Raw genomic sequence first — 25113 nt, 5'->3', positions numbered from 1 at the left:
CGCGGTTTGTCGATTGATCGCGACGCGCCGGAAATAACGCGCGCATAACGCGCAAAACGCCGAATTCAGACATAGGAGTGAATGATGACTGACACCACGCAACAGCTTGCACTCGGCGGCCAGAAGATTGTCGAGGATCTGAGAGTGCTGCTGACGGACTCGGAAGAGATGCTGCGGCTTGCCGCCAACGTACCGGGTGAGGGCGTCGACGCACTGCGCGGCCGGCTCGGGGCGCATGTCGAAACGCTGCAAACGGCGCTCGGCGATGCGCAGCAGAACGCGCAGCGCCGCTACCGGGTCGCGACGGTCAATACTGAACGCTACGTGCGGCACAACCCGTGGCGCTCGATCGGTATTGCCGCGGGCGCCGGCTTCCTGCTTGGCGTTCTGAGCGCGCGCTAACGCGCAATGCTCGACGCTGATTCGTTTGACGATAACAAGGAGTTCGCGATGGGACGACCCAAAATTGGCATCTTTGGCGCGCTGATGGCCCTCGGCGGCTTTCTGGCTTTGCGCTACGTGCAGCGAAACCGTGCCGCGCAGGTTCCGGCGGCGCGTGAACTAAGCCGCTGGGAAGGCGAGGGCGGCACGGTGGCGACGCCGCCTACGCCGGCCGGTAGCGTGAGCGCGGCGAGTGCCGGCCCGTCGACGCCAGACACCGCGCACGGCGCAAATGGCTCGACGCATCCGAACGGAAAAGAAGGTGCGTGGCCGTTCCCGCGCAGTTGAGGACTACGGTTGAGGACCCTTGGGTGCGCTGTATCGCCGGGGTAACGCTCCGCCAAGTAGCGTCTCCCGCGCATTACAGATTTGTCTCGACAAAGCCGTATAATAGGTAAATAGACAACAATGTCGCACCTTGCGGCGCGGTTTCGTCGTCGATTGTTGCGGTATTGAATCAAGTGGAAGGCTCGGCGCGGTCGCGAAATGTTAGCGTGTGTTCACATCTGGGCGCATGCGCGGCGCAACGACCAGTGGCCGGCCGGCTGTCCAGCATACGGTTTTAAATGTTCCCCCATTCACGCTTTCGGGCTCTCGAGACGCGATGCCACACGTACTGATTGTCGATGACGATGCCGGTACCCGCGAGGCGCTTGCCGCTATCATCGGGGAAGACGGTCTGACTACCGCCACTGCGGGCGATTTGCGCGAAGCGCGCATTCAACTGGTCCGGCAGATGCCGGACGTGGTCTTCACGGACCTGAAGCTGCCTGACGGCAGTGGGGTCGATCTGTTTGAAGATCTCGATCCGCGCTCCGGCGTGGAGGTGATCGTAATTACCGGTCACGCCACGGTGGAGTCGGCGGTCAACGCGCTGAAGATGGGCGCCACCGACTACCTGGTGAAGCCGATCAACATGCAGCGCGTGAAGGCGATCCTGTCGCGCCTGCCGCGCGCCGGCGACCTGAAAGCGGAAATCGGCACCTTGCGCGGTGAGTTGCGCCGCATGGGCCGTTTTGGTTTGATGCTTGGCAATTCGCCCGCCATGCAGGAGGTCTACGACCAGATCGGCCGCGTTGCGCCGACGGCGGCCTCGGTCATGCTGGTAGGCGAGTCGGGCACCGGCAAGGAAGTCGCCGCCCAGACGCTGCATCAACTCAGCTTGCGCCGCAAGCATGCCTTCCTCGCGGTGAACTGCGGCGCGATCTCGCCGAACCTGATCGAATCGGAAATGTTCGGCCACGAGCGCGGTTCGTTCACCGGCGCGGACCGTCAGCACAAAGGCTATTTCGAGCGCGCGAATGGCGGCACGCTGTTCCTCGACGAAATCACCGAAATGCCGATCGAGTTACAGGTGAAACTGCTGCGCGTACTGGAAACCGGCATGTTCATGCGGGTCGGTACGACCAAGGAAATCGAAACGGACGTGCGCCTGATCGCGGCGACCAACCGCGATCCTGAGCAGGCGGTGCTGGAAGGCAAGTTGCGGCTGGACTTGTACCACCGTCTGAACGTGTTTCCGATCAGTCTGCCACCGCTGCGCGACCGGGGTAAGGACGTCGAACTGCTCGCGCAAGCGTTCCTCGACGACCTCAATGAGCGTCACAGTACGAAGAAGCATTTCCCGCCCGCGGTGAAGGAAATGCTGATGTCGTATCCGTGGCCGGGCAATGTGCGTGAACTGAAGAACTACGTGCAGCGCGCGCACATCATGTCGGGTACGGATTCGGACAGTACGGCGACGGTGCCGCTGCAGATCACGTTGTCGAAGCCCGCGACCGGCACGGCAATCACGATTCCGTTTGGCACCTCGCTTGCCGAAGCGGACCGTCAGTTGATTCTGGCTACGCTCGAGCAATGTGGTGGCGTGAAGACGCGTGCTGCTGAGATTCTTGGTATTAGTCTGAAGACGCTTTATAACCGTCTCGTTGAGTACGGCAACAATGCGCGTGATGACGGTGATGCTGCTGATGAATCGCGGGCTTTGGGGGGGGCGGATGCCTGAAGGTGGGGTTTTTTGCCGTTGGGGATAGGGTTGATTGCCTACGGCGTTGGTCTTTTGCCTGGGTTTTTGCCTGCTCGGCGCTTGTTTGGCTTTTGGCCTGTGGCGTTGGCCTTTCCTTGAATTCTTAGTGGTCTATTAGTGTTTGCCCCTGTGCGGGGCAGGCACTTACTTTCTTTGCCGCCGCGTAACTATTCAGCGCTTGTAAACTGCTACCAGGCTGTGCATAGTGAAGGACATGACGAAGATGCCTGACATCAAGGACCTGACACCGGAGCAGAAGGACGCACTCATCGTTGATCTGGTGAGGCGTCTGAACGAGCTTGAGGCAAAGCTTGAGAAGGACAGCCATAACTCCAGCAAGCCGCCGTCAGGCGATGGGCCGCGGCGCAAACCGAAGTCATTGCGTGGCACGAGCGGCGCCAGGCCCGGCGCGCAACCCGGGCACAAGGGCAAGACGCTCAAACGCGTGGCTCAGCCTGATCACATCAAGATTCATCCGGTGGCGCCGGTGTGCGATGCATGCGGCCAGCAGATCGAATCCGCCCGCATCACCGTCTTACCCGAAGGCCGTCAGGTGATCGATCTGCCGCCCACGCGTTTCGAGGTGACCGAGCATCGCGTCCAGGTCGCGCAGTGCGCCTGCGGCAAGCGCCATTCGGGGATGTTTCCCGAGGGCGTGAGCCAGGCGGTGCAGTACGGTCCCCAGATCCGGGCGGCGGCCGTCTATCTGACGCAGTACCAGCAGTTGCCGGTGGCGCGTACGGTTCAGGCACTGGGAGATCTGTTCGGTCTGCGCGTGAGTACGGGCACGGTGCAGCAGAGCATCGATGAGGCTGCCCGCCTGCTGGCGCCGGCAGTCAGGCAGATCAACGAGGCGTTACGCGAGCAGCCCGTGGTGCATTTCGATGAGAGCTGCATGCGCGTCAGTCGTATGCCCTACTGGCTGCATCTTGCCTCGACCCGTACGTTGAGTTGGTATGGCGCCCATCGCAAGCGCGGTCGCGAGGCGCTCGACAGCTTCGGCATCCTTCCCGGTTTTAAGGGCGTCGCGGTACACGACGGCTGGAGGCCATACGCTGCCTATGAGTGCGAACATGCGCTGTGCAACGCTCATCATCTGCGCGAACTGGTGTTCGTCGCGGAGTCGACGCAACAACCCTGGGCCCAGCAGATGATCAATCTGCTTTGCCAGGCCAAACGCGAGGTCGACCGCAGCGCGGCCTGCGGCAACACGGCGCTGGATCCATCGCGGCAACGCTATTACAGGCGACGCGCTCGGGCCCTGATCGCCCAGGCGCGCAAGCTTAATCCGACACAGGCTCGCGCGCCTGAACGCGTGGAGTTGCGCGGCAGGATCAGACAAAGCTTTACCTGCAATCTGGTCCGGCGGCTGCATCTGCAGGCGACCGAGGTGTGGCGCTTCATTGCCGATCACCGGGTGCCGTTCGACAATAACCAGGCCGAACGCGATATCCGCATGCCCAAGCTCAAACAGAAAATCTCCGGCTGTTTCCGCTCGGAATCGGGCATGCAGGCGTTCTGTACGATCCGCTCCTACCTGGCCACTCTGCGCAAACAGAACCGTTCGCTGATCAATGCGCTGGCGTTGAGCTTTGCCGGATTCGTCGTTTCGCCTCTGACTGCCGCTGAATAGTTACGCCGCCGCAAAGAAAGATAAGCAAAGAAAGCGGCTCACCCCGCTAATTCTTAGGCGGGTCCCCCGCACAGTTGCGGTAGTGGTGCATCTGGAATCTGTGCCCTTCGCACATTCTGCCTTGGTGACAAGGCCGTCATACTTCCGGCGGCGCTGCGCGCGTCGAAGGGTACTTCATTGAACCGCGCGCCATTTTTTCGCTCAGCAGTACTTCACAAATCCGCCCGCGGCATTCGACGAATCTCCAAACGAAGCGGTATTCGATGCACCTTCAAACGAAGCCATGGGTTTGCATGATGAACCCTGCCGGCGAGCACGCAGTGCGAGGCGGGAAGCATGACTGCCTTGTCACCAGGGCGGAATGTGCGAGAACACGGACTCCAGATGTACCACTACCGCAACTGCGCGGGGGACCCGCCTAAGAATTAGCGGGGTGAGCCGCTTTCTCTTGCTTACTTCTCTTTGCGGCGGTGTGTGTCAAGGTAGTTGTCGCATGAACCGTTACGCTGCGTGCTTATACATTTTGGCCGACGCGTGAGTTCGCTCCGGGTTCAGATAGACCGAGTCTGCCAGGTGCCAGTTGCGGATGGCACCTGACCAGCGTGCGGGGTTCTGCCTGCGCGCGTCTTCGTACAGCGCACACCGGCGGGCCAGCAGATCGTTGGCTTCGCCGCGATGCCGTTGCCCCGGACTGACATACTTCAGGCCGCTGTGACAGTGCTCTTCGTTGTACCACTGCACGAAGCGCTGCACCCATTTCCGGGCAGCCTCCAGCGTGTCGAACGGCTGCTCGGGCCATAACGGACAGTATCGCCGTGCGGAACAGCGACTCGGCAAAGGCATTGTCGTTGCTCACGCGCGGCCGGCTGAACGAAGGCTGCACACCCAGATCGATCATGGCCGCGCGCATCGTGGCGCCTTTCATTGCACTGCCGTTATCCGAGTGCAGCACCAGCGGACGCCCGGCGATACCTTCACGCAAACATCCCTTGTTCAGCAACTCGCTCGCGTGCTCAGCCGACTCCTGCTCCCACACCTCGTTCATCACCAGTTTGCGGCTGTAGATGTCTTTCATCATGTACCAGTAGAAGTACCGGCCCCTGACCGTGCCCGGCATCCACGTGATATCCCAGCACCACACCTGGTTGGGGCCTCTGGCACAGTGCGTCGTGAGCGTGCGTCGTTGCGGGGCTCGCGCGCGGCCCCGGCGCTGGCCCTGTCCTGCTGCTTTCAGTATCCGGTAGAACGTCGATTCGCAAGCCAGATAAATCCCTTCATCCGCCAGCTTCGGCACGATCTGGTGCGGCGTCAGACTCGCGTAGCCCGGACGGTTGGCCGCATCGAGCACGGCCTGACGTTCTGCCTCACTCAGCCTGTTGGGCGGCGCTGCACGCTTCACCTGAGCGCGCCCGTCCTGCGGCGACAGGCGCCAGCGCTGGACGCTGCGCACGCTGAGTCCCAACTGCTCGCATGCACGCGCACGGCGTGCCCCCTGCTGTACGGCTTCATCGATCAGCTGCATGGCTTCTTCACGATCCGGGCGGCTGATCAGTCGTCCTCTTCCTTGCCCCAGATCGCTTCGGCTTTTTTTCGCAGGTTCAGCAATGCCGCCGCCTCCGCACGGGCCGCGTCAGCGCGTTTGAGCTGGCGCTCCAGTTCACGGATGCGCTTTTGCGCAGCCTTCGCCTCGTTGCGCCGGGCCGCCGTGGGCTTCGTTTCAGGCACCGCGTTGGCCTGCTCGCACGCCTCGCGCCACTGCCGGATCTGCTCCGGATAAATGCCTTTACTGCGGCAGTATTGTGAGGTCTCGATCTCGTTGAGCGACGCCGTCTCCAGCACCGCCCTGAACTTCCCGGCGCTTGACCACTGATCGCCCGTTTTGCCATTGCCCGGCATGAATTTCCCTGTATCTCTTGCATGCTGCCGCCAGGTCCGCAGCGTCACCGTGGTGATGCCCGTCGCCCCCGCCAGCTCGATGACCGCACGATTGAACGGCGGCATCATCTGCTGGATTACCCACTCCCGGGTTTCCGCTGAATAGCGTTTCATCTTCCATTCGCTGTCCGCCCCCCATCTTTACACCAATCGGTTCGGGTGAGGCGACAACTAGCCTGACATGGAGGGGCGGCGGCAAAGAAAGTAAGTGCCTGCCCCGCACAGGGGCGAGCACTAATAGACCACTCAGAATTCAAGGAAAGGCCAAAGCCACAGGCCAACAGCCAAACAAACGCCGAGCACGCAAAAACCCAGGCAAAAGACCAACGCCGTAGGCAATCAAATCACCCTCACCGCCAAAGGCAAAACCCCGCAGTTTGCGGCCCTATCCGGCATAGGCCTTGCGACACCCCATGGGAATGCAAAACCGAGGACAACCAACATGCCGGAATACGCCACCGCTGCCGCGCTCCCCCATCAGAAGCACGCTCACCGCCCCGAGCCGATCGAGCCACCATCGCCACAAACGGATCCTGACGAACCCGACACGATTCCGAGTCCCAGTCCGACTCCTGACCCGATCGAACCGGTTGCTCCGCCAATCGGCGATCCGCCACCGCAGCCCACCCAAACGCCACAAGCCAGTTCTCGTCCGCCGTCGCAAGTGTCACTAATGCAACTCTGACTCGTTCTGTGCGTTAGACCACCGTTCAGAGCAGCTAATTTATGTACTTGTTACAAAGCTGGCGCATCTTTTACCGGCAATTTACCGTCGTGACCCCTAGACTGTATGGGTGCCGCCGTCGATGGCGGCGGGCTTCCCCCGGAGGCATCGATCATGAGACATCCAGCACTGCGACGTTCCGCGCGCCACACGAAGCGCGACTCCCGGCCGGCCAGCGGCAATGGCGACCCGGTCGAGTCGCCGGACCCGGCAGCGCAGAACCGCGTCGCGCCCAATGCGCCGCCAGACGGCGAGCACAACCAGGGCGGCGTGCGTCCGGAAGGGCTGGAGTATCAGCGCGATCTCGGCTCAGAGCAGGACGCTTGAATCCGCCTGACGGCGGATAAGCAGGTTCCGGTTTCGTCATACAAAGCAGAAAAAATTTCCTCGCGGTGCTTCGGGATCGCGCGTTTCTGCTCGTTCGTCACATTTGCATACATTTTTATTTCTAGCATCTCAAAAAAACGGCACGCGACTTGCATGCACCTCTTTGGCACATATCCGTATGCAACGAAACAACTGACTAGGTGGAGCACCAATGAGCAGACTGATCGTGGTATCGAATCGTGTGGCGCCGACCCAGGAAGGCCGCCCCGCAGCAGGTGGCCTGGCGATCGGCGTGCTGGACGCGTTGAAGGAAACCGGCGGAGTCTGGTTCGGCTGGAGCGGTGAAACGGTGAGCGAGCCGTCCGCTCCGGTGATCGAAAAGCAGGGCAATGTGACGTACGCGACGGTGGGCCTCACCAAGCGCGACTATGATCAGTACTATCGCGGCTTTTCGAACGCGACACTGTGGCCGACGTTTCACTATCGCAATGACCTGTCGCGCTATGACCGGCAGGAATACGCGGGCTATCAGCGCGTTAACGCGACGCTCGCCAAGCAGCTCAAGGAGCTGCTCAAACCCGATGACATCATCTGGGTGCACGACTATCACCTGCTGCCGTTCGCGCGCTGCCTTCGTGAACTCGGGGTGAAGAATCCAATCGGCTTCTTCCTGCATATTCCGTTTCCGGTTCCAGAAGTACTCCGTACGATTCCGCCGCACGATGAATTGGTCAAGGCGATGTGCAGCTACGACGTGGTCGGTTTCCAGACCGACGCGGACCGTCAGTCGTTTGTCGATTTTATCGAGCGCGGGCAGCATGGCACCTCGAGCGAAGACGGCATGATGCACGCCTACAACCGCTTCCTGAAAGTGGGCGCGTACCCGATCGGCATCTATCCGGACGCGATCGCCAAGGCCGCCGAGCAATTCACCGACCGCAAGCCGGTGCGCAGCCTGCGTGACGGCATGCGCGGCCGCAAGCTGATCATGAGCGTCGACCGGCTCGACTATTCGAAGGGTTTGGTGGAGCGTTTTCAGGCGTTCGAACGCCTGCTGCTGAATGCCCCGGGGTGGCACGGACGCGTGTCGCTGGTGCAGATCGCGCCGCCGACGCGCGCGGATGTGCAGACGTATCAGCGCATTCGTCAGACGCTGGAGGGCGAAGCCGGCCGCATCAACGGCCGTTTCGCGCAACTCGACTGGACGCCGATCCAGTACCTGAACCGCAAGTACGAACGCAATCTGCTGATGGCGCTGTTCCGTCAATCGCAGGTCGGCTATGTGACGCCGCTGCGCGACGGGATGAACCTGGTCGCGAAGGAGTACGTCGCATCGCAGGATCCGGCCGATCCGGGCGTACTCGTGTTGTCGCAATTTGCCGGTGCGGCCGAGCAATTGCCGGGAGCGCTAGTCGTCAACCCGTTCGATCTGTCGCAGATGGCCGAGGCGCTGGAGCGCGCACTGTCGATGCCGCTCGCCGAGCGTCAGGCGCGTCACGCGGACATGATGGCACCCATGCGCGAGAACAATCTGTCGGTCTGGCGCGATACGTTCCTGGGCGATCTGCGTAATGTCGCGACCGCCTCTTCGGTGACGGCCAAAGCGGTAAAGCTCGCTGACGTGACGGCATCGTCGTAGCCGCATGAGCGGCCGCGCGGATTCCGTCCAGGACCGCGTGTGTTGGTCACGTCGAACTGTTTGAGTAAGGCTGAAGCATTAAAAAGGGCGCGGACCGCAGCATGCGATTCGCGCCCTTGCTGTATCCGGCTTCAAGCGGATGAGATAGTCAAGCCGGCAATGCGTTCACGCGGCTTGCACGCTCACGCGTTGCATCACTCGCAGCGTGCTGACCACCGCGGCGACCGCTGAAAAGCACGCGGCCACATACAGCACGATAGTCGGCCCATTCTGCGGCGTGATGCCGAAGATCAGCGCGACCAGCGCGGCGCCGAGCGTCTGCCCGGTCAGGCGAGCGGTGCCGAGCATGCCGCTCGCGCCGCCGCTGCGCTCACGCGGTGCGGCGGACAGCATGGTCCGGTTGTTCGGCGACTGGAAGATCCCGAAGCCCGCGCCGCATAGTGCCATGCGCCACGCGATCTGCATGGGCTCGGGATGCGCGCCGAGCGTGGCGAGCAGCAGCAGGCCCGCCGTCATCGCAACGAGCCCGACGCCGCCTAGCCAGCCAGACGACACCTTGTCCGACAGTACGCCGGCAATCGGCGCGGCGATGATGATCACCGCCGGCCACGGCGTCATCAGCAAACCGGTGTCTACCTGCGAGAAACCGAGCGTGTCCTGCAACAGAAACGGCAACGACACGAAGGCCAGCATCTGCGCGCAGAACGAACAGACCGAGGTGCCGATCGACAGGGCGAACACTGGAATCCTCAGCAAATCGATCGGCAGTAGAGGCGCGGGTTGGGTCAACTGACGGCGCACGAAGAAGTAGCCAATCACAACCGCGCCGAGTGCCTCGGCGACAACCCAGCCGACGTGCTCGCCGTGACCGAGGCCGTCGACGGCGAAAATCAGCAGGCCGAACACGAACGCGTTCATTACCGCGCTCAGATAGTCGTACGGAGACTCGTGGCCGGGATTCATTGGCAGCGCCTTGAAGGCGCCGATAATCGCGGCGATCCCGATCGGCACATTGATCGCAAACAGCCACGGCCACGAGGCGACGGCGAGCACGCCGGAGGCGACCGTCGGCCCGACCGCGGACGATACCGCAACGACCATCGCGTTGATTGCGACGCCGCGCCCGAGTTGCGCGGGCGGATAGATCATGCGCACCAGCGCGGTGTTCACGCTCATGACGCCCGCCGCGCCGAAGCCCTGAAACACGCGGGCGAGCGCGAGCGTCGGCAGTGAGGTGGACAACGCGCAACCGAACGACGCCACCGTGAAGAGGATGAGTCCGGCCAGATAGATGCGCCGGTAGCCGATGCGGTCGCCAAGCGACGCAAGCGGCAGCAGCGAAATGGTGACGGCCAGTTGGTAAGCGTTGACAACCCAGATCGAGCCGGCTGCGCTCGCATGGAGATTGCGCGCGATGGTCGGCAGCGCCACGTTGGCGATCGCGCTATCGAGCACCGCCAGCGTGAGGGCGAGTGCGATAACCAGCATTGCCCAGTAGCGTTGCGGAATCGGCAAGCCTTGTTCGGTGCTATCCGCGAACGGTGTGCCGGAGGCGAGTGGGGGAGCTGAGGCGGCGTCGGACGGCATCGAATCGTCTTCGCGCGATGGTTGTGCGTGCATCGTTCTTCTGATTTGGAGTGGGGCGGCTCATCGCTCCTGCGATGAGTCACGCGCGCTGCGTACCGCCCTGAAAAGTCAGGACAGCACGCAGCGACGATGCCGGTGCCGCGACAGCGCACCGGCATCGCGTCTCACGCGCTATTTGAGTTCGTACAGACCGGTATGGGTGGTCGAGTCGAGTTCGTTCAGATGCGTCATGAAGCGTGCGACCGCATTGGTAGTGTCCGCGTTGATCGGCAGATGCGGCACCTTCAGCGCATGCAGGCGGAAGATGTAGCGGTGCGTCTTGTCGCCGCGCGGCGGCGCGGCGCCACCGAAGCCGACCGTGCCGTAGTCGTTGCGCACCTGCAGCGCGCCTTGCGGCAGCAGCGCGCCGTCGGCCTTGCCGGCGTTGCGCGGCAGTGAGCGGGCGTCGGCCGGAATATTGACCACGACCCAGTGCCAGAAGCCGCTGCCCGTGGGTGCGTCCGGATCGTGAACGGTGAGTGCGAAGCTTTGAGTGTCGGCCGGCGGTGCGTCCCACTGCAGCGCGGGCGAGATGTTCTCGCCGTCCACGCCGAAAGCCTTGTCGTGGTATTCGTGAGCTTTCGGCATAAAGCCATTGGCGGGAAAATCGTCGGACCAGAGACGGAAATCAGCCATTGTGTGCCTCCCTTCGTGAATAGTTCTGGGATGGTCGGGGCGTGTTTCTTTGCTGCCGGCTTGTTGCCCAATTTCTGCAGGTTCAGCCCGCAAAAAAATACCCCGAGCTAGCTAATCGAGTGTATCACCAGCGGCTTCGGGATTCGTTCGAACCGGGCAGACTACAAGCAGCTTTCAGCCGCGCGCCTCGAAGCTCGGCGCGTCGCTCTTCAACCACTCGACGAGCCGCTGCAACACGCCTTCGATATCGCGATTCGCACCACGCAAAGCGCATTCCCACACCACCCCGACGCGCCAGCCGCTCGCCAGCAACGCCGCCTGAACCTTGTCGTCATTGCTGCGATTGCGGCCGATCTTGTCGCGCCAGAACTCGGGCCGCGTTTGCGGCCATTTGAAGAGATGACAGTCGTGGCCGTGCCAGAAACAGCCGTGCACCAGAACAACAGCGCGATAGCGCGGCAGCACGATGTCCGGGCGGCCCGGCAGATCGCGTGCGTCTAAACGGAAACGAAAGCCCTGGCCGTGCAGCAGGCTGCGGATCAGGATTTCCGGTTTCGTATTGCGGCCACGAATGCCGGACATCATCCGGCTACGCGTCGCGGTGTCGACGATATCGACCATCGTTAGCGTCTGGGTGACCGGTCAGGCCACTCAGGAATAGAGCGAAAGGGCTTGCCTGGAACCATTGTGCGTCTCCTCGGCAAGCAGGGCTTGCACATGCGGCAGCATGATGCGCGCCACTTCCCGCATCACCGGCATGACGACGCTGTTGCCGAATTGCCGGTAAGCCTGCGTGTCGCTGACCGGAATCCTGAAGGTATCGGGAAAGCCCATCAGCCGGGCGCATTCACGCGGCGTGAGGCGCCGCGGCCGCAACTGCTCCCCCTGATAGACCAGGATCTCCGACCCGTCCTTGTGATAGCGCGCGGAGAGTGTGCGCGTGACGCTGTCGGGATACGCCATGCCGAAGCCGAAGCCATTGCCTGCCGCGCGATGCTTCGCCGCGTAGTTTTGCAGATAGGTCCAGAGATTCGGGGTGAGTGTGTACTTCGGTTGCACGCGTTTGCCGGCGTGGTCGAAGAAGCGATCATGGTCCCACGGCAGCACCGGTTCGCTGCCGTCCGTGCGATGCAGGATCGAGCCAAGGCGCGGGCCGCTTTCCGGCAGACGCAGATCGTCCCAGGAGAACGACGTCTTGCCGCGAAAGCCGACGATGATGATGCGCTCCCGGTGTTGCGGCGTGAAATGCTGGCCGTCGACCACGCGGTAGTGCACTTCGTAGCCGAGTTCGTCGCGCAGGGTCTGCAAGATCACGTCGAAGGTGCGGCCTTTATCGTGCGAGAGCAGATTCTTCACGTTTTCCAGCAGGAACGCGGCGGGGCGCTTTGCCGCGATGATCCGCGCGACGTCGAAAAACAGCGTGCCCTGCGTCGTGCACTCAAAGCCGTGCGGACGCCCCAGCGCGTTTTTCTTGCTGACGCCGGCAATCGAGAACGGCTGGCACGGAAAACCGCCAAGCAGTACGTCGTGGCTCGGCACCTCTTCGGCGGGAAACGAGACGATGTCGCCAATCAGCGCGTGTTCGCCGCCGGCAGGGTAGTTCTCGCGATAAGTCTTGTTGGAGAAATCATTCCACTCGCTCGTGAAGACGCAGTCGCCGCCGTGCGCCTCGAAACCCATGCGAATGCCGCCGATGCCAGCAAACAGATCGACGAAGCGGAACTGGGCGTCGCCCGTATTCGCGCCGGCCTTCGTCCGGCCGCTTTTATGCAGCAGGTCGCGCAAGGCTGGTTCGAGCATGGACGGGCACGGCGTTTCGCCTTTTTCCCAGCGACGCACCGTCTTGATGTCCTTGCCGACATGCGCTGCGATTTCGCGTTGTGTGAAGCGGGCACGGGCCTGTCTGAGGAGGTCGAGCGGTGCGGCGAGGGTCACGAATGTCCTTGCTGGGAATTTTTGCGGACATTATGACCTAAGGTCGTCCCTTTTTCCTATTTTCACCGGCCGCGAGCAGAAAATTTCCTGTCACTCAAAGACCGCTTTCGCCTAAATGCGGCTGTCACAGTTGGACATGTAGGCTTACGACGTGGCGCGAATTCCCCGCGTTGCGACGTGTTCGGGCCGCGACATGGTTCGCGGCCTTTTTTTAAGCAGGAAAAGTCGGACTGGCCGGCGCGAATGGCCGGCCATCAAGGCTTGCAGCGTGTCAGATATGGCGGCCGGCCGTCGTGGGGGAGAGCGGCTGGAACGGGACAGTGGTTGCCGGGACCAACGGATCCCATACGGGCTGGGGTTCGGCCTCGAACTGGTCGAGTTGCAGCAGGAGGCTGTCCACCGAGCACAGTTGCGCGTGGGACAGATTGCCGGTGTCGAGCAACTGGCACAGACGCTTGCGCCAGTAAGTGGCGGGCAGAATCGGACCGCCCAGATCGCCGTGTAAAGACGGCCGCATCACGCGCCTGATATGCGCGATGTCCTGATCGGCCAGCGTCGCCTGCGATGACCCCGGCATTGTAATGAGCGTGCGTTCCATAGCCCCTCCTTGGCACCTTTACGGCTGGCCGCGGCGGGACTTTAGGGTTTTTTTGAAATATTTTTCGCGATCGTGTTTGTCGGGCGAAAAGGATTGGCTGGGTTGGCGGCCGGCGCGGGCACACCCGTTGCTGAATAGGGATACTGGCGTAATGTCGCGCTGGCATTCCAGACATCGGAGCCGAATATGAACAAGGACCAGGTGAAGGGCGTGGGCGAGCAGATCAAGGGCAAGGTCAACGAAGTCGCCGGCAAAGTCACCAACAACTCGGGTAAGGAGCTTAAAGGCGACCTTCAGCAAGGGGCCGGCAAAGTGCAAAAGGCTTATGGCGACGCTAAGGAAGACGCCAAGGACAATGCAAAGCGCAACGCGCCGTAATTGGGCTCTCGGTGTTGCTTGACGGGGAAAGGCGCTTCGGCGCCTTTTTTTGTTTTCTTCGGGGCTTCAGTCGCCGGGTTTTCGTTCTCGCCGCGCTTCAATTGCCGGGCGTCGGATGCGGGCCTTTGGGTAGCGGGATTCAGATATTGGGCTTCATGTGCCGGGACCCGGCTGCCGGGCGCCAGTTGGTATGCCGATTTCGCCTGGGAGTAACCCGGGTTCGGCACCGCAGACGTTTCGCGCGCCGTGTGCCGCCTTTAGACTTGGCGCATCCAACAACGAGGAGGCGCCCATGACACCCGAAAAAGTGCTTTCGATGTTCGAACGGCAGTATCTGGAGGGCAAAGCGCCCGTCGACCTCGAAACCACGTGTGCGAGTTTCGCCAGTTGGCTGGCGGCAACGTGGGAGCTACTCGACGGCGAGCAGAAGACGCTGCTGCTGACGGTCGGCGCGGCTTTGTGGCGCGAGGGGTATAACCTGCGCGCCGGTACGGCGACCAAGGATTTGTGGTGAGCCTTGGTGCCTGATGCGTTTGTTCGCTCCAGCGATTCGACGTTCGGGCGATTATGCGGGGGACGAACGTCACGTGAGCACGTTCGCGTTGGTTGGGGCGTTTGAGGCGGCTCGCGTTGTGGCGAGTTCGCACGCGTTGTGCTGAGTCGGTTTATATTTGGCGGTCGCGTGGTCGGATCTTCTTTTCGGTCTTCTGGCCGATTGCTGATTTCCGATTTCCATTTTTAGCCGCAGCTCTCGCACAAGGGTTACACCATCACCATGACCGATCTCTCCGCCTTCCCGATCACGAAGAAATGGCCTGCCGAGCATCCGGACCGGATTCAGCTGTATTCACTGCCGACGCCCAATGGCGTGAAGGTGTCGATCATGCTCGAAGAGACCGGCTTGCCCTATGAGCCGCATCTCGTGCGCTTCGATACAAACGATCAGATGTCCTCGGAGTTTCTGTCGCTGAATCCGAACAACAAGATTCCGGCGATCATCGATCCCAACGGTCCTGACGGTAAACCGCTGCCGCTGTTCGAATCCGGCGCGATTCTGATTTACCTGGCGGACAAGGCCGGCAAATTCATTCCGCAGGATGCCGCTGGTCGTTATGAAGCGATCCAATGGGTGATGTTCCAGATGGGCGGCATCGGTCCGATGTTCGGCCAGCTTGGTTTCTTCCACAAGTTCGCCGGCAAGGAATACGAAGACAAACGCCCGCGCGATCGTTATGTCGCGGAATCGAAACGGCTGCTCGGAGTGCTGGAACAGCAACTCGAAGGGCGCGACTGGATCCTGGGCGATACGTATTCGATCGCCGATATTGCGAGCTTCCCGTGGGTGCGTAATCTGATCGGCTTCTACGAAGCAGGGGACCTGGTCGGGATTGACGACTTTCCGAATGTGAAGCGGGTGCTGGCGGCGTTCGTCGCGCGTCCGGCGGTGGCAAGGGGATTGGAGATTCCGAAGCGGCCTTCGTGATTGATGGGTGCGGCCGGGGATGTTGATCGTCTTCGGCTGTACGTCATTTGGGCTGGTCCCCTGACCGGCTCGGCGGTATCGCCGGCGAGTAGCAATTGCGGAAGTTGGGAGAATGACCATCCGCCCGACGCGCGATCGAGTATCCAGACTATGTCGAACCGGTCTTCCGGCCACGTCGCAGGAGCCGCGGGAGCACCAGGCACGTGTCCGAATAGCGACGGCAGCACTTTGTGCTCCCATGCAATCAGCACGACGCCGGATTGGGTCAGCACGTCCCCCATTAGCGCTGGCCCGTCGTCCTTCAGGTACGCCGTGACGTAGTTCACCTGCGATGTTTCTCGCAGCAACGCAACGAGAGGCGCAACTGTCTGCATCGCTCGCTTGCTCTTGCTGGCTGGACCGTTGCCCGGTGCGAACACGGCGGCCGGCCTCAGTCGCGCGGAATGTGTCTCGTGAATCGGACAGAAGAATCGCGCCAACGCGCCGGCACGCTGCCAGCCGCGAACCGCGAGGCTTTCGTCGTCGGCCTTACCGTCCGCTTCGATTCCGATACCCTCGTTGGCGGTTGGCTTCTCCGCGTGCCGGATAAACATGATTCGATCAGGTGCCATGTTGCCTCCATGGTGCGACGTGAAACGGCTGCGACAGGAAACGCTGGATCTTACGAGCGCGCGCCACGGCGAGTTTGTCTTCCGGCGCCAGTTCGTCCATACCCGGAATCGCGATGATGTTGAGCAGTTCCATCATGTCGACGGTCTTGCCCACGTCGTCGCCTGGTTGCTGCTGGGCTTCAAGTGTCAGTTCCGAGCCATCGACAGTCAACAAGTCGTAAATCTTCGGCACGCTAGCGAGCGGAAATTCCACGTCGATCACGGCACCAATGCACTGTACGATCTTGCCTTCGACCATAGCTATCGGCTCGCGTTCAGTGTTGTCCGCAAACGGCTCACGACTGTAATTGGTGCGGGATTTGTAATTGGTGGAAAGCAATTCCGGATCGCTTCACAAAATCCATCGGGAGATCACCCCGATAAGGACCCTCTGCTTTGCCGATGATATGTATCGGTGATATGCCGCCAATGGCGCGGCACGGCGCTTCGATTTCGTGCTGTACGGTCAAACGATTTGCGGCATGATATGAGGCGTGCAGATTCGCATGGAGCCGGCGGAATATTCATTTTTCTGGTGCCAGTTTGCCGGTGCCGCTGATCACTAGCTCACGACTTTTACCATACTGCTGCTCGTACTATTTCGTACGCCTGGACAGCCTTTTATGGGATTCAATACTCCAAAGCATTATCGGTGAATCGAAAAAGTACCGGGATCTTCTATCTGATGGAGGATGAGCATGGACAACATCGATCGCGCCAAGGTTGCCGAACTTCAACGTGAGTCGGCTAGCGCGTATGCACTAGCCAGGAATGCCTATGAATTGGCAAAGACAGAGGTAGATCTCAATTCGACAACCGTCAAGCAACAAGCGGCCGCCCGTGCATATCGAAGTGCCCTAACTGCCCGCGAAGCCGTATCGGGTGTCTGACGCATAGTCGAGCACGTTATGAATATTCTCAGAAGTCACCTCGAGTTAAAGGCTGCGTGGAAAGCTGCCCGGGTGGTGACCAGAATAGGGGTAAGCGGTGGGTTTCTGGTGCAACGGTGGTTGCCGCGTTCCTGAAACTGTTGAAGCCGAGCATCGCGTTCGTTCGGAACTTGACGTTGCGATGGTCCTGGTCGAGAGTCCATTAACCTCAGATTGCTTACTCTCCAATGGGGACTCAATGATGACAGTCGAACACTCTCCTGATCCGCGAATTAAGGAACGCGAAAAAGCCGGACCGCACCTTACCACGCATGAGCATTTGGGTCTGAACGGGAGAATCGCCCTCTTCATCACCAACGCTGTTGGCACGATGTGGTGCGCCTATTTCTTTGCGGTCATCGCGCTCATCAGCTTGCCATCGGCCATCCAGGGCGGAGTGTCGACGCTAATCGCCTGGATCGCTCAAACATTTTTGCAGTTGGTGTTGCTGTCAGTAATCATGGTGGGCCAAAAGGTTGCGGCCGCAGCCTCAGACAAGCAGGCGCTGCAGACCTACAAGGACGCCGAGGTGCTCTTGAAGATCCAGGACGAGGTGCACCGGCTGATCGAGATCAACAATGAGCTAACCGAAGCGATCCATCGCGCGGTTTCGGCAAAGGGAACATCAACGGTTGAGCCGTTGCACGTTTCCGGCGACTCCAGTCCGCCAGCGTGATCATGGGCGGGAAACTTACATTCCGGCGACCCAATGATCGGTAGCGGCCTACCTGCGATCTTGACCTGTAAGGTCGAATGCAAACTCGCAGGCGATCTCAATCGAGGGGCGCTCCGAGGTCAGTTGCTCGCCGAGTTGCCACCATCGACACACCGCGCTTCTGAATATCGCCGCGACGTGCGCCCGGTTGCGTTGAGGATGCTACTGAGAGAAGACTCGAAGCAAGCGATCACCACTCGTTCATGCTCACCTTGCGACAGGAGGCACCCTTGAGCCCGATATCTTCGCCGATCTCTACCGCCCAGCACGCGCTCGACACCGAGCCACAATACGTCGATGCTCCGATGTCGGCGGCCGCTGCGTTTCTGGTCCTCGTCGTCAAGGACGATGACGCGTCGATCGCCACCGCCCGCGCCGTGGTGGCCAGCACCGACGACCTCATCAAGGACGTCAGGATCCGGGCCGATCGCGGCGTGTTCACCTGCAACGTCGGGATCTCGCATCGCGTCTGGGGGCCACTCACCGGAAAACATGCGCCCAGCGAGCTCGCACCGTTCAAAGAGGTGCGAGGCGCGACGCACACCGCGGTGGCCACAGCGGGCGATCTGCTGTACCACATCCGTGCCGACTCGACGGACCTGATCATCGAGTTCGAGAAGATTCTCCTCGAGGCTTTCGGCGACGCCGTCACTGCGATCGACGACGTGGCCGGGTTCCGCTACTTCAACGGGCGCGATCTGCTCGAATTTGTCGACGGCACCGCGAATCCCGATGGCCTCGATTTGCCCGCCGCGACGATCGTCGGCGAGGAAGATCCTGCCTACGCCGGTGGTAGCTACGTCGTGATCCAGAAGTACTTGCATAACCTGTCGGCCTGGCGCGCACAGCCTGTGGAGGCCCAGGAGGAGATCATCGGGCGCACCAAGTTCGACAACGTCGAGTTGCCCGACGCGACGGAAGGCCAGAAGTCGCACAAGACACTCTGCACGATCCAGGACGCCGAAGGCGAGCACGACATCCTGCGCGACAACATGCCGTTCGCCGTCCCTGGCCGCGGCGAGTACGGCACCTACTTCATCGGCTATTCGCGCCACCTCTGGGTGATCGAGAAGATGCTGGAGCGGATGTTCATCGGCAACCCTCCGCCGCTTCACGACCGGATCCTGGACTTCTCCAAGGCCGTTGCCGGTGTGACGTTTTTCGCTCCGGCACGCAAGTTCCTGAGCAACCTGGCTGACTGAAGCTTGCTATCGGCCGTGCTGGCAGTTCGCAGGAGTTACCGAAATGCGTACGAGCCAGTCCTTGGGCGTTGGCAAGCGCCGTGTGACACTGCTTACGCAGACGCCTTCTCGCTATCAAAGTGCAGGCGGGCCGTTGTGACCGCGGCATGATTCTCGTCGGCCCACTGAATCAGGACGTTCAACGCCTCGAACATCGAACAACCGAGGTCGGTCAGGCTGTATTCGACGCCCGGTGGCTTCGTAGGAAAGACTTCACGATGTACGTAGCCGTCGCGTTGTAACTCATGAAGTGTCTGCGTGAGCATTCGCTGCGAAATGTCCGGTACCAACCGGCGAAGTTCACCGAACCGATGTGGGTGCTCGGCCAGCGCCATCATCAGCAAAGAACTCCACCGCCCGCTGATGACATCCATGACGTCGCGCACCGGGCAATTCGTAAACGCACCGTATTTTGCTCGGGCCTCCTCCAGTCTCGTTTTGAGGGCGCAAGTCACCGCCTTGGTGGTTCCCATTTGGTAACTATCTCCTGAAAAACTGCCTTCTTTACGGAAGAGCGCAGACGCTTGATTATCGAGTTGCTCTCAAAACGAGAGTAACACTCAGAATGAGGCCAGTCCATGAGCGACACCATTTTCGTCACCGGTGCATCCGGTCAACTCGGTCAGCTTGTTATCAAGCATCTGCTTGCGCGCGGCGTGACGCACAACCGTATCATCGCCGGCACCCGCAGCCCCGAAAAGCTTGCTGGCCTTGCGGCAGCGGGCATTGAGGTTCGCAAGGCGGACTTCGAAGATCCGGAACGCCTGACCGAAACTTTCGAAGGCGTCGGTACTGCCCTCATCATTTCAACAGATGCCCTGGATGGGGCCGACAGACGATTGAAGCAGCATCGCAATGCGGTACTGTCAGCCGCCGCGGCAGGTGTCAAGCGACTCGCCTATACGTCGATGCCCAATCCGGACAGTTCGCTTCTGACCTTCGCACCGGACCACCTGGAAACTGAGCGGACCATTAAGGCCACAGGTTTGCCGCACGTGATTTTCCGAAACGGTTGGTATCACGAAAATCTGCTCAGGTCGCTCCCTGATGCACTTAAAAGCGGGCAATGGCATTCGGCAACTGAAGGCGGGAGAACGTCGTGCGCCGGACGGGAGGAGATTGCTGAAGCGATTGCCGCAGCGCTGGCTACGCCAACCTCCATTAGCCGGATCTACACGCTCACTGGCGCTGAGGCGCTGTCCAACGAAGAAATCGCGGACCTCGCTCGCCGTGCTACAGGCAAGCCTCTTGCCGTCGTCCATGTGACTGACGAGCAATTCGTTACGGGGCTGAAAGCGGCTGGTGTTCCTGACGTATTTGTTTCTCTATTGGTGTCAATTGAGGCGGAGGTTCGGGCTGGCAATCTTTCTATCGTCACGGACCATCTCGAATCGCTCATCGCCCGCACTCCGAAGCGGCTAGCGGATTATCTGGAAGAGGCCAAGGCCAGCTATACAGCTTGAGGATATTTCCGCCCTTTGCCAGGAAAAGCTCGGGAGGCCGTCATCCTGGTTCTCCGTGATACGACGGAAGCCGTTACGGCGAATAGTTGTGCGCAGTTTGCGGGCATTGCCGCCGAACGGCTGGTGTAGTTTGAAAGCAGCTCCTCCATCCAGGCGGCGACGACGGGGTGGAATGGGTCGGCAGCGGGCGGAGTGATAGTGGGTGAAGGCATAGCTCGGATGTAACGTTGCTTTGGCGCACGAGCTTATCAGTGCGTTGCTTCATTGGTCGGCTCGATCTGCCGCTCCCGGCCTGCGAACGACAGACGAGGCGCCCAAATCGCTCCTGCTCTCCAAATATCGGCCTATCCGTCGTTGGCCAACCTTGAACGGATCCCGGCAACCGAGAGGTCGCGCTGATGCGTGGCAATTTGCCATGTGTTTCCCCACGGATCTCTTACCATCGCTCGCCTGTCGCCGTATGGCGTGTCGGTCGGAACTTCGAGCGAGATCGCATTCGCCACAATCGCTCGCTGGTAGGTCGAATCGGCGTCCGCCACGTAGACATACAGAAACGCCGGCGTCGGATCGCGAAGGCCGTCTTCGCCGCTAACCATTACCACGGAATCGCCGATCATGATTTCGGCAGGCAGCCCGTGACGGAATTCGCCCTGTGCCTGAAACACCATTTTGACGAATGTGATCAGGTTTTCCGGATCCCGTACGACGATTCGGGGCGTGACCGTATGCCATCCATCAGGCTGAAATTTAGTCATGTTGCGCAGCCTCGGAAGAGATTCGCAACGGCATTGTCCCCCGAGCGCCGGATGTCCGCAAAGGGGCGATAGCGCTCGGACAGGCAGTGGGTGGGTGAGCGTAGCCGATGGCGTAGGTCGTCGCTCAACCGCTATCTGGCGAGGTGCAGATACTGCTTGCTGTATCAACAGTGCGTGAAGCGGGCGGCTTCGACTGACTATCGGCAGTTGGGTGCCGTGGAGCTGTGGGCTAGTTACGCCAAACTCGCTGCGGATCCTTGTGTGGTAAGGACCTCTGGCCTTTTCTTGGTCCCCTGACAGGAATCACATGCTCAGTGTGACAGTGGTTACGAGTCGATTAGACCTATTTTATACCCCCATGTATACCCTCAAAGAATTTGGGGGTATCTCTGGATGCCCCGGATTCGTCATCGGCAATGATCGCCGACCTGCGCATCCTGAAGGAATATTACTACCGGGAGACCTCGGAGCAGATTGCTGCGCGGCTCTGAAGGGCGGAAAATGATCGAGCCAAAGGATGATCGTTTGGAGTTACAGAAGGTAGACAAATACTGTCCGTGCCTATGTGCGCATGAATTTCCGGCAGGTTAGAATCCTCCGCAATAACCAAGAAAAATGGGGACAGTTAATGACGACGCCTGAAGAGGTGATCGAAGAAGAAGACGACGGGTCCATTTCGGACGAATTCGTCGCATGGATAGTGTGTGAAGCCGCGATGCCTGTTCTCATACTTATCGGCACATGGCTTTCGGCGCAATATGCGTTCGACATCCATCATCCGTTCCTATCTACGTTTGGATCCGGCGATCTGTTACCTGTTGCTACGCTTGTGCTCCTGGGCGCCTCGGCGGAGATCGTACATTTCGTGGTATTTTCCAAGGTTACTGCTAGTCGCCGTGTGTTATCGAAGCACATGTTGGCTCATCTTGTAGGTGTCGTGATACTGGCGTTCTCGTATGGCGGCATCAAAGGAAAGGGACTACAGTTGCTGGACGAGCCAGTTTTAAGTGCAGACGCCGCAGACAAGCTTGTAGGGTTCGCCACCCTGACGATTTGTCTTGCATCCGTGGCGCTGATTTTGGCGTTTTATTCAAAAAATCGACTTTTGGACCTCAAGGTAAAGGCAGCACGGGAGAAATCATGAACTTATATTTGATCTATCTCTTGAGCGCTTTGTTAGTCCTGGCGGCTGGGATCCTTGGATACCGGACGTATCGTCTGCAGCGACATATACGGCAAGAACTCAAGGCCTTGCGGGTTGAGAACGGTGCGAAGGCGCGGCAGGCGAAGATTGCGGCGCTGTCGGCGGCTGTTCCCCCCGGTTCAACCCCATATGTCACCATCACGAATCCCGAACCAGGCGTGAATGCATATGGGCTTGCATCCGTGAATAGGCCGGTTGAAATCCACAATTCCTACTCGTTATAGAACTCCTGACTATGTCGACTCCTCAGGATTTGGGTGCCGCTCTTGCGGCTGCAGTAGCCAGCCGTAGCGCACCGCAGATGGCAATGCAATTACCATTGGCTTTGCCAACGGACACAAAGATTGCGCTACTGAAGCAGATGTTTCAGTCAATGCAGGAACCTAACAAGTTCGAAGCGGGGCAACTGATCAAATGGAAGCCCGGGATGCAGGTTCGCCCCTATCCGTTAGGGGGCGATCCCGCAATCATCGTTAGAGTTCTCGACCATCCCGTCTATGATGGTACGGCGGACGCCGGTTCTCCCTCGTTCAAGGAAGCGCTCGATTTGCAGGTTGGGTGTCTTGGTCCGCAGGGACAGTTTTTCATCTTCCATCTGCCGAGTTTCCGGTTCGAGCCGTTTTGATCGTAGAAGACACCTACAAAAGCCCAGTCCCGCGCTGGGCTTTTTCATTTCTGCCGCCTAACCATCCTTAACACTACTTCACCCCTGATCGTCTTATGCTTGACGGATAAGAAATCGGGGATCCCATGACTTACCCATACGACTTGATCTCAGGCGGCCTGTTCCTGGCTTTGGCGCTTTCGTGTCTCGCTGCGCTGCTGGTCGCCTGACGAGCTGCCCGACTACGAGATAGCAGAGCAGGTCGGCGCGGGCTGCGTCGTTAAAATTGTCCATCAGCGCTTGTTATCTCTGAGCCGACGTCTGGCAGGTTTTGAGCGATTCCATTCGGGAAAACTGCCACGCTCAATGATTTTTCGGATGGCCGCTGCGCATAGGCTCAGGCCTTCGATCAATGCAGTTTCAACATGTTCCCTACTAGCGCCCTTGGCTGTCACGTCACCGTCGTGTGCGGCGCGTGATCTGAAATCGTAGAGTTCGCTGAACTTCTGCTCCAGTGCCGCTATCTGACTTTTTTCTGCCGCCAGCAACAAGCCCCCTCGTCGTTTAAGGCGGGACGTGATTTTTTCCTTCCCAAGGTCACCACCCAGAAGCAGCGATTCGAGGGCGATTCCCAAATCCAGTGCCCTGTCCTCCAGCTTGCCATGCCTGACTGCCTCGTTCAGTCGATGAAGAGGGACTCGAAGTCTGAGCTTCATCTCGGTGGACAACGCCAGATAGCGACGAATGACGGGTACGAAGTTTTTGATCTCGTTGCTCGTGACACTAACGTTTTTATAGACGCGGGTTTCTTCTCGGTGGGTGCCCCAAGAAAATCCAACGAATCCCTTCAAGAACTCTCCATCGGCCAACTCAGAGAAAGACTTGCACGTTAGCGGGGAAGTTGGCCCTAAGATCGCCAGGACGTTCGCAATGTCATGGATTGGCGGGATGTCAGCCATTAATGGAAACTGAGGCATTTCGCGGTAGAACTTGGGTTCCACTTCCCGAATTTGGAAGAGTGCGGCGCCTGGATTGCGTTTTTCTTCGTGCAAAAGGTGAGCCATCGATAGAGGTGGCCTCTCCGTGTTCTCAGCGACATAAGTCAAATACGAACGAAGCGTGCTGGAGGGAACGGCGCTAACTGGGCAGAGGAAAATACCGTCTGCGACCTCCGTCGTCTCGACAACGTGTATTCCCTCAAGCAACAAAACCTCGATGCATCGGTTGCAATCGATATCTATAAAGTCATACATGGACGCGATCGCCACATCCGCGCCTTCGTCGAGGGCCTTGGCGATCAATGCGCTTAATATAAAGCTGGCTCCTAGTGAATGGACGGAGTTGCCCTGATTGAACAGGTAGCCTTCGAGTTCAGCTATTTCTGGTTGCTCGAGCGCAACTTGGAGGAACCACTCCGGGATGTGGATATGGGGTGCTTCGAGTGCGTGAGCCCAAGGCAGCGTGGATCTGACGAAATCCCGTTGGGTCGTCACTAAGTGTTTTAACGCATGAAGCAGTGTCGCGCGTGACATCTTGTAATTTTCCGGGCTACGCTTTGTGGGAGAAACAGTCGTTATGGCTGCGTGCATGAGAACGTCAGTTCCGCTTCCTGTGGCGTCCAACCGCGCACGCCGTGCGTCTGCATGTCGACCTGATGCATCTGCTTGCCCTGGCCGCCGCAGTATTCATCTGCGCGCTTAAGACTTGTTGCTTTGATCTCTCCCCATGGCGTCATACCGCCGCGGACCTGAGTCGTGACGGTGTAGTGCCCGTCGCCGGCCGGCGTGATCTCGGATATGGTCGTGCATGCGGCAAGCATAGTCAGCGCCGCTAAGACTATTTTCGTTTTCATTGGAATCCCCGATCGACGAGCGATTGTGTCGCTCTAACTCGTTGCGCGCAAGCCCGGCGGTATCATCGGAATTCGCAAGTTTCTTCCGTCAGGAGCTGCGCATGAAAATCCGATTGGATAAGTGGCTGGAAAAGGAGTTTGATCCGCCGCCGAAGATTCGCACGGCGCGCTTGTGGATCAACGCTGGCAAGATTTATCCGCCGCCGGTAAAGGTGGGGCGGTCCTACTACGTTGAAGATAATGCAACGTTTGCGGACGGCACCGTACGTCCTCGACTCGCCGACCGGATTCCAAAGTAGAACGTCCGTCCCGGAGAAGC

The 25113-nt window shown here is 59.8% G+C and carries 27 protein-coding genes and 3 pseudogenes; 18 read left to right on the top strand and 12 right to left on the bottom strand.

What is annotated here, in order from left to right; all coding sequences use genetic code 11:
- Positions 1-84: 84 nt before the first annotated feature.
- The 4 genes from ACUN0E_RS36930 (at position 85) to tnpC (ending at position 4100) form a co-directional block, all read left to right on the top strand.
- Positions 85-402, top strand: coding sequence for a DUF883 family protein (locus ACUN0E_RS36930; RefSeq protein ID WP_408238494.1), 318 nt, complete (start codon positions 85-87; stop codon positions 400-402).
- Between the two features lie 48 nt (positions 403-450).
- Positions 451-729, top strand: coding sequence for a hypothetical protein (locus ACUN0E_RS36925; protein WP_408238497.1), 279 nt, complete (start codon positions 451-453; stop codon positions 727-729).
- Between the two features lie 316 nt (positions 730-1045).
- Complete coding sequence (locus ACUN0E_RS36920) at positions 1046-2446, top strand: sigma-54-dependent transcriptional regulator (protein ID WP_445569717.1); 1401 nt, start codon at positions 1046-1048, stop codon at positions 2444-2446.
- A gap of 235 nt (positions 2447-2681) precedes the next feature.
- Entirely contained in the window at positions 2682-4100 is a 1419-nt protein-coding gene (gene tnpC / locus ACUN0E_RS36915; RefSeq protein WP_408341283.1) for an IS66 family transposase, read from the top strand.
- Between the two features lie 501 nt (positions 4101-4601).
- Here the strand turns inward: tnpC and ACUN0E_RS36910 are convergent.
- Positions 4602-6149: pseudogene (locus ACUN0E_RS36910) on the bottom strand (IS3 family transposase).
- 328 nt (positions 6150-6477) lie between these two features.
- On the opposite strand from ACUN0E_RS36910, the gene ACUN0E_RS36905 reads away from it, so the two are divergent.
- From ACUN0E_RS36905 to otsA, 3 genes are all read left to right on the top strand, one after another.
- On the top strand, positions 6478-6720 hold the full coding sequence (locus ACUN0E_RS36905; RefSeq protein ID WP_445569716.1) for a hypothetical protein: 243 nt from the start codon (positions 6478-6480) through the stop codon (positions 6718-6720).
- 153 nt (positions 6721-6873) lie between these two features.
- Positions 6874-7086 (top strand): hypothetical protein, encoded by a 213-nt coding sequence (locus ACUN0E_RS36900; protein WP_408241918.1) that lies wholly within the window; start codon positions 6874-6876, stop codon positions 7084-7086.
- A 211-nt stretch (positions 7087-7297) separates the two neighbouring features.
- Positions 7298-8725, top strand: a complete 1428-nt coding sequence (gene otsA, locus ACUN0E_RS36895) for an alpha,alpha-trehalose-phosphate synthase (UDP-forming) (protein ID WP_325046765.1) — start codon at positions 7298-7300, stop codon at positions 8723-8725.
- A 165-nt stretch (positions 8726-8890) separates the two neighbouring features.
- Here the strand turns inward: otsA and ACUN0E_RS36890 are convergent, their stop codons facing one another.
- The 5 genes from ACUN0E_RS36890 to ACUN0E_RS36870 all read right to left on the bottom strand — a co-directional run bounded on the left by ACUN0E_RS36890 (position 8891) and on the right by ACUN0E_RS36870 (position 13520).
- On the bottom strand, positions 8891-10345 hold the full coding sequence (locus ACUN0E_RS36890; protein ID WP_445569715.1) for an MFS transporter: 1455 nt from the start codon (positions 10343-10345) through the stop codon (positions 8891-8893).
- Positions 10346-10483: 138 nt separating this feature from the next.
- Positions 10484-10987, bottom strand: a complete 504-nt coding sequence (locus tag ACUN0E_RS36885) for a YbhB/YbcL family Raf kinase inhibitor-like protein (protein ID WP_408241914.1) — start codon at positions 10985-10987, stop codon at positions 10484-10486.
- Between the two features lie 174 nt (positions 10988-11161).
- Complete coding sequence (locus ACUN0E_RS36880; RefSeq protein ID WP_445569714.1) at positions 11162-11608, bottom strand: very short patch repair endonuclease; 447 nt, start codon at positions 11606-11608, stop codon at positions 11162-11164.
- A gap of 30 nt (positions 11609-11638) precedes the next feature.
- Complete coding sequence (dcm, locus tag ACUN0E_RS36875; RefSeq protein ID WP_445569713.1) at positions 11639-12922, bottom strand: DNA (cytosine-5-)-methyltransferase; 1284 nt, start codon at positions 12920-12922, stop codon at positions 11639-11641.
- A gap of 271 nt (positions 12923-13193) precedes the next feature.
- The gene (locus ACUN0E_RS36870; protein ID WP_445569712.1) at positions 13194-13520 is read right to left on the bottom strand and encodes a hypothetical protein; all 327 of its coding nucleotides are present in this window, start codon (positions 13518-13520) and stop codon (positions 13194-13196) included.
- A 186-nt stretch (positions 13521-13706) separates the two neighbouring features.
- On the opposite strand from ACUN0E_RS36870, the gene ACUN0E_RS36865 reads away from it, so the two are divergent.
- The 3 genes from ACUN0E_RS36865 to ACUN0E_RS36855 all read left to right on the top strand — a co-directional run bounded on the left by ACUN0E_RS36865 (position 13707) and on the right by ACUN0E_RS36855 (position 15381).
- Positions 13707-13898, top strand: coding sequence for a CsbD family protein (locus ACUN0E_RS36865; RefSeq protein ID WP_445569711.1), 192 nt, complete (start codon positions 13707-13709; stop codon positions 13896-13898).
- 292 nt (positions 13899-14190) lie between these two features.
- A complete protein-coding gene (locus tag ACUN0E_RS36860) occupies positions 14191-14412 on the top strand; it encodes a hypothetical protein (protein ID WP_408241904.1) in 222 nt (73 codons plus the stop codon).
- 261 nt (positions 14413-14673) lie between these two features.
- Positions 14674-15381, top strand: a complete 708-nt coding sequence (locus tag ACUN0E_RS36855) for a glutathione binding-like protein (protein WP_408241902.1) — start codon at positions 14674-14676, stop codon at positions 15379-15381.
- Positions 15382-16005: 624 nt separating this feature from the next.
- On the opposite strand, the pseudogene ACUN0E_RS36850 reads toward ACUN0E_RS36855, so the two are convergent.
- A pseudogene (locus tag ACUN0E_RS36850) lies at positions 16006-16122 on the bottom strand (ATP synthase beta subunit C-terminal domain-containing protein); the annotation flags it as partial.
- A gap of 36 nt (positions 16123-16158) precedes the next feature.
- Positions 16159-16290 (bottom strand): annotated as a pseudogene (locus tag ACUN0E_RS36845) (hypothetical protein); the annotation flags it as partial.
- A 439-nt stretch (positions 16291-16729) separates the two neighbouring features.
- Between ACUN0E_RS36845 and ACUN0E_RS36840 the strand changes: the two are divergent.
- From ACUN0E_RS36840 to ACUN0E_RS36830, 3 genes are all read left to right on the top strand, one after another.
- Positions 16730-16921: a hypothetical protein gene (locus tag ACUN0E_RS36840; RefSeq protein WP_445569710.1), complete on the top strand. Its 192-nt coding sequence runs from the start codon at positions 16730-16732 to the stop codon at positions 16919-16921.
- Between the two features lie 238 nt (positions 16922-17159).
- Positions 17160-17636 carry a hypothetical protein gene (locus ACUN0E_RS36835; protein WP_445569709.1) on the top strand — a complete coding sequence of 159 codons (477 nt, stop codon included), beginning with the start codon at positions 17160-17162 and terminating at the stop codon, positions 17634-17636.
- 269 nt (positions 17637-17905) lie between these two features.
- Complete coding sequence (locus ACUN0E_RS36830) at positions 17906-18877, top strand: Dyp-type peroxidase (RefSeq protein ID WP_445569708.1); 972 nt, start codon at positions 17906-17908, stop codon at positions 18875-18877.
- 92 nt (positions 18878-18969) lie between these two features.
- Here the strand turns inward: ACUN0E_RS36830 and ACUN0E_RS36825 are convergent, their stop codons facing one another.
- On the bottom strand, positions 18970-19389 hold the full coding sequence (locus tag ACUN0E_RS36825) for a winged helix-turn-helix transcriptional regulator (RefSeq protein ID WP_408241892.1): 420 nt from the start codon (positions 19387-19389) through the stop codon (positions 18970-18972).
- A gap of 105 nt (positions 19390-19494) precedes the next feature.
- Here ACUN0E_RS36825 and ACUN0E_RS36820 point away from each other — a divergent pair, with 105 nt between their 5' ends.
- Positions 19495-20379 (top strand): SDR family oxidoreductase, encoded by an 885-nt coding sequence (locus ACUN0E_RS36820; RefSeq protein ID WP_408241890.1) that lies wholly within the window; start codon positions 19495-19497, stop codon positions 20377-20379.
- A gap of 344 nt (positions 20380-20723) precedes the next feature.
- On the opposite strand, the gene ACUN0E_RS36815 is transcribed toward ACUN0E_RS36820, so the two are convergent.
- Positions 20724-21134, bottom strand: coding sequence for a VOC family protein (locus ACUN0E_RS36815; protein ID WP_445569707.1), 411 nt, complete (start codon positions 21132-21134; stop codon positions 20724-20726).
- A 628-nt stretch (positions 21135-21762) separates the two neighbouring features.
- On the opposite strand from ACUN0E_RS36815, the gene ACUN0E_RS36810 reads away from it, so the two are divergent.
- From ACUN0E_RS36810 to ACUN0E_RS36800, 3 genes are read left to right on the top strand one after another with little or no spacing between them, the layout of a single operon-like run.
- Positions 21763-22278, top strand: coding sequence for a hypothetical protein (locus tag ACUN0E_RS36810; RefSeq protein ID WP_445569706.1), 516 nt, complete (start codon positions 21763-21765; stop codon positions 22276-22278).
- Positions 22275-22562 carry a hypothetical protein gene (locus ACUN0E_RS36805; RefSeq protein ID WP_445569705.1) on the top strand — a complete coding sequence of 96 codons (288 nt, stop codon included), beginning with the start codon at positions 22275-22277 and terminating at the stop codon, positions 22560-22562. The genes ACUN0E_RS36810 and ACUN0E_RS36805 overlap by 4 nt, the downstream gene beginning before the upstream one ends.
- 11 nt (positions 22563-22573) lie before the next feature.
- Entirely contained in the window at positions 22574-22963 is a 390-nt protein-coding gene (locus tag ACUN0E_RS36800) for a hypothetical protein (RefSeq protein ID WP_445569704.1), read from the top strand.
- A 272-nt stretch (positions 22964-23235) separates the two neighbouring features.
- On the opposite strand, the gene ACUN0E_RS36795 is transcribed toward ACUN0E_RS36800, so the two are convergent.
- Positions 23236-24474: a hypothetical protein gene (locus ACUN0E_RS36795; protein ID WP_445569703.1), complete on the bottom strand. Its 1239-nt coding sequence runs from the start codon at positions 24472-24474 to the stop codon at positions 23236-23238.
- Positions 24475-24515: 41 nt separating this feature from the next.
- Positions 24516-24794: a hypothetical protein gene (locus ACUN0E_RS36790; RefSeq protein ID WP_445569702.1), complete on the bottom strand. Its 279-nt coding sequence runs from the start codon at positions 24792-24794 to the stop codon at positions 24516-24518.
- Between the two features lie 101 nt (positions 24795-24895).
- Here ACUN0E_RS36790 and ACUN0E_RS36785 point away from each other — a divergent pair, with 101 nt between their 5' ends.
- Positions 24896-25093, top strand: coding sequence for an excisionase (locus ACUN0E_RS36785; RefSeq protein WP_445569701.1), 198 nt, complete (start codon positions 24896-24898; stop codon positions 25091-25093).
- The last annotated feature ends 20 nt before the right edge of the window (positions 25094-25113 follow it).

The organism is Paraburkholderia sp. D1E (assembly GCF_052682275.1).
This window is presented reverse-complemented; position numbering and strand designations above follow the sequence as displayed.